Annotated in this window: 4 protein-coding genes; all 4 read left to right on the top strand. The window is 70.6% G+C overall.

Annotated features, from left to right (window positions below):
- Positions 1-210 (top strand): DNA cytosine methyltransferase (locus FOE67_RS22840; RefSeq protein WP_182666727.1); only part of this gene is annotated, 210 nt, incomplete at its 5' end.
- A gap of 58 nt (positions 211-268) precedes the next feature.
- Positions 269-646 (top strand): ASCH domain-containing protein, encoded by a 378-nt coding sequence (locus FOE67_RS22835; RefSeq protein ID WP_182666726.1) that lies wholly within the window; start codon positions 269-271, stop codon positions 644-646.
- Between the two features lie 92 nt (positions 647-738).
- Positions 739-1,407 (top strand): ParA family protein, encoded by a 669-nt coding sequence (locus FOE67_RS22830; protein ID WP_194444600.1) that lies wholly within the window; start codon positions 739-741, stop codon positions 1,405-1,407.
- Positions 1,404-2,183, top strand: a complete 780-nt coding sequence (locus FOE67_RS22825; RefSeq protein ID WP_182666725.1) for a hypothetical protein — start codon at positions 1,404-1,406, stop codon at positions 2,181-2,183. Before FOE67_RS22830 ends, FOE67_RS22825 begins: the two co-directional genes overlap by 4 nt.
- The last annotated feature ends 236 nt before the right edge of the window (positions 2,184-2,419 follow it).

The following is a 2,419-nucleotide window of genomic DNA, read 5'->3' as shown; positions in this document are numbered from 1 at the left end:
CTCCTGCGCGGCGGCCCCACCCCCACCCCCGAAGACCTCGGCTTCCGCATGCTCACCCCCACCGAATACGCCGCAGCCATGGCCTTCCCCAGCACCTACCGATGGCAGGGCACCAAACGCGAACGCGTCCGCATGGCCGGCAACGCCGTCACCCCACCCACCGCCCGCGACCTCTTCCACGCCGCCATCGAAGCCCTCACCAAGAGCTGACCACCGGCCCGCCCCACGCCCCCGGCCTGCCTCCACACCCGACGAAAGGACCCCCTGAGTGCGAGCACTCACCATCCGGCAACCCTGGATCGGCGCCATCCTCCACGGACCCAAACGGATTGAGAACCGGAGCTGGGCGCCGCCGGTCCGGCATGTCGGCACCCGCATCGCCCTGCACGCCGCCGGTACGGTCGACCACCGGGCCACCCTCCCCATCACTCCGGCCTGGCCCGACCAGCGGGGCGCGATCCTCGGCACCGCCACCCTGGCCGCCGCCCACCGGGCCGCCGGGTGCTGCGCCCCCTGGGGCCACCAGGAGCCCGGGCTGTGGCACTGGGAGTTGGGCGACATCCACGTCCTGGAGGAGCCGCTGCCGTGCCGGGGCGCCCTCTGCCTGTGGACCCCACCCCCCGCCGTTCAGGCCGCGCTCGCCTGAACCGGTTCCCCGCGGCCCCGCCCGGCACCCCCTGTGTGCCCGGGCGGGGCCGTTTTGCGTTCCAGGACCATCCCTCTCGGTATCGTGCGCACATGAAGATTCAGTTGCCGCCGGACGGCCGGCGGATCGCGTTCGTCGGGAAGGGCGGCAGCGGCAAGTCCACCGTCATCGCCCATCTCCTGGGCCACTGGGCTGAAGCGGGAATCGACGCCGCCGCCCTGGACGCAGACGAGCCCGGCGATGAAGAGTCCGGATCCCTCACCGAATGGGCCGACCTCGCGGACCTGTCCGCGCCCGTCTACCCCGCCCCGTCCCGATCCCACATCAGGGACCGCGCCCGCAAGCTGACCCCGCCCGGCGGCCTCCTGGTCATCGACACCGGAGCCTGGATTCGACGGGCGGGCAACACCCATTTCGCCGTCCTCTCGGCCGTCGACCTGGTCGTCCTCACTCTGGCCCCCACCCGCATGGAGCTGGACCGAGCCGGGTCGGTCCTGGCCGCACTGGACCACCTCTCCGACGTCGGAGCGCACTGCCCCCGGCTCGCCATAGTGCTCACCATGACCAACCCCTCGGCCGCCGCAGCCGACGACACCGAAGCCACCCTCGCCACCGCCGGCTACACCGTCCTCAAGACCCGCGTGCCGCGCAGCGACGCCCGGGAGGGCTACGGCCAGTCGTTCGGCAAGCCCCCCCGCCTGGTGCCCGACTCCCCCATGGCCAAGCTCGCGGAAGAGATCGCGTTGGAGGCCGCCCGGTGACCTCCCGCAAGCAGACAGAGGCAGACGACCGCCTTGCGATCCTGAACCGAGGACGCAAGGGCCGTGCGGTGAGGCGTGTCGACGCCCACCTGGACTCTGCGGCCCCAGTCGAGATCGGGAAGGTGCCCGACCCGTACGATCCTCGGAATGAAGGGCAGCTCGACGACACCGAGCGGGACGACCTCGCGGCTTGCGAGTCCGCCGTGGGCAGTCTCCAAGTCGCGTTCGCCTCGGCGGGAAAGGCACTCGCCACCATCAACCGCGCTCGCCTGTACCGCGAGACGCACAGTAGCTTCGACGCCTATGTCGAAGAGCGGTGGGGAATGAAGCGCTCCCAGGCGTACCGGCTTATCGAGGCGTGGCCGGTTGCAGCTGCACTGTCCCCAATTGGGGACACTCCCGAATCCCATGTGCGCGAACTCGTTCCGGTGGCCAAGACTCATGGCCTGGAGGCCGCCACCGCCGTCTACGCCGACCTGCGCGGTCGGGGCGGTCGGATCACCGCGGCCATCGTTCGCCAAGCGGTCCGAAGCCAGTTCAGCCCCGAGCCACAGGGCGTCGCCTCGGATACCGGCCAGAAGCAGCCGACCACCGCGACCGGCTCCCCGGTCGACCAACTGAAGATGGCGCTGAAGGCACAGAGGGCGGTGTGGTCCGCACTCGCCCCCTCGGTCGTCCAGGCCGCCATGCAGCAGGATCCCGAAGCCACCCGCCAGTACCTCGCCGACGTTGAGATCCAGGCGACCCGCACGGCAAAGCGAGCCCGCCGAGCCTGACGATCCGGATGCACTGAAGGGTCATCACCGGCCCCGTTCCCCGTATGGGGGCGGGGCCGGCCGCGTGTCCGGAGAAAGCGCGCCAACGGCCCTCACCGGCTGCTATGCTGATAACTCATCAATGATGGCAGGTGAACATATGCGCAGTACGGAAGAGGCGTTGCGGCTCACGGTCGCGGCCCTGCTGTTCGCCACGGGGGAGACGCAGCGGGAGCTGGGGGCTGTCTCTTATACAC

The organism is Streptomyces calidiresistens (assembly GCF_014141525.1).
GTDB classification, from domain to species: Bacteria; Actinomycetota; Actinomycetes; order Streptomycetales; family Streptomycetaceae; genus Streptomyces; species Streptomyces calidiresistens.
This window is presented reverse-complemented; position numbering and strand designations above follow the sequence as displayed.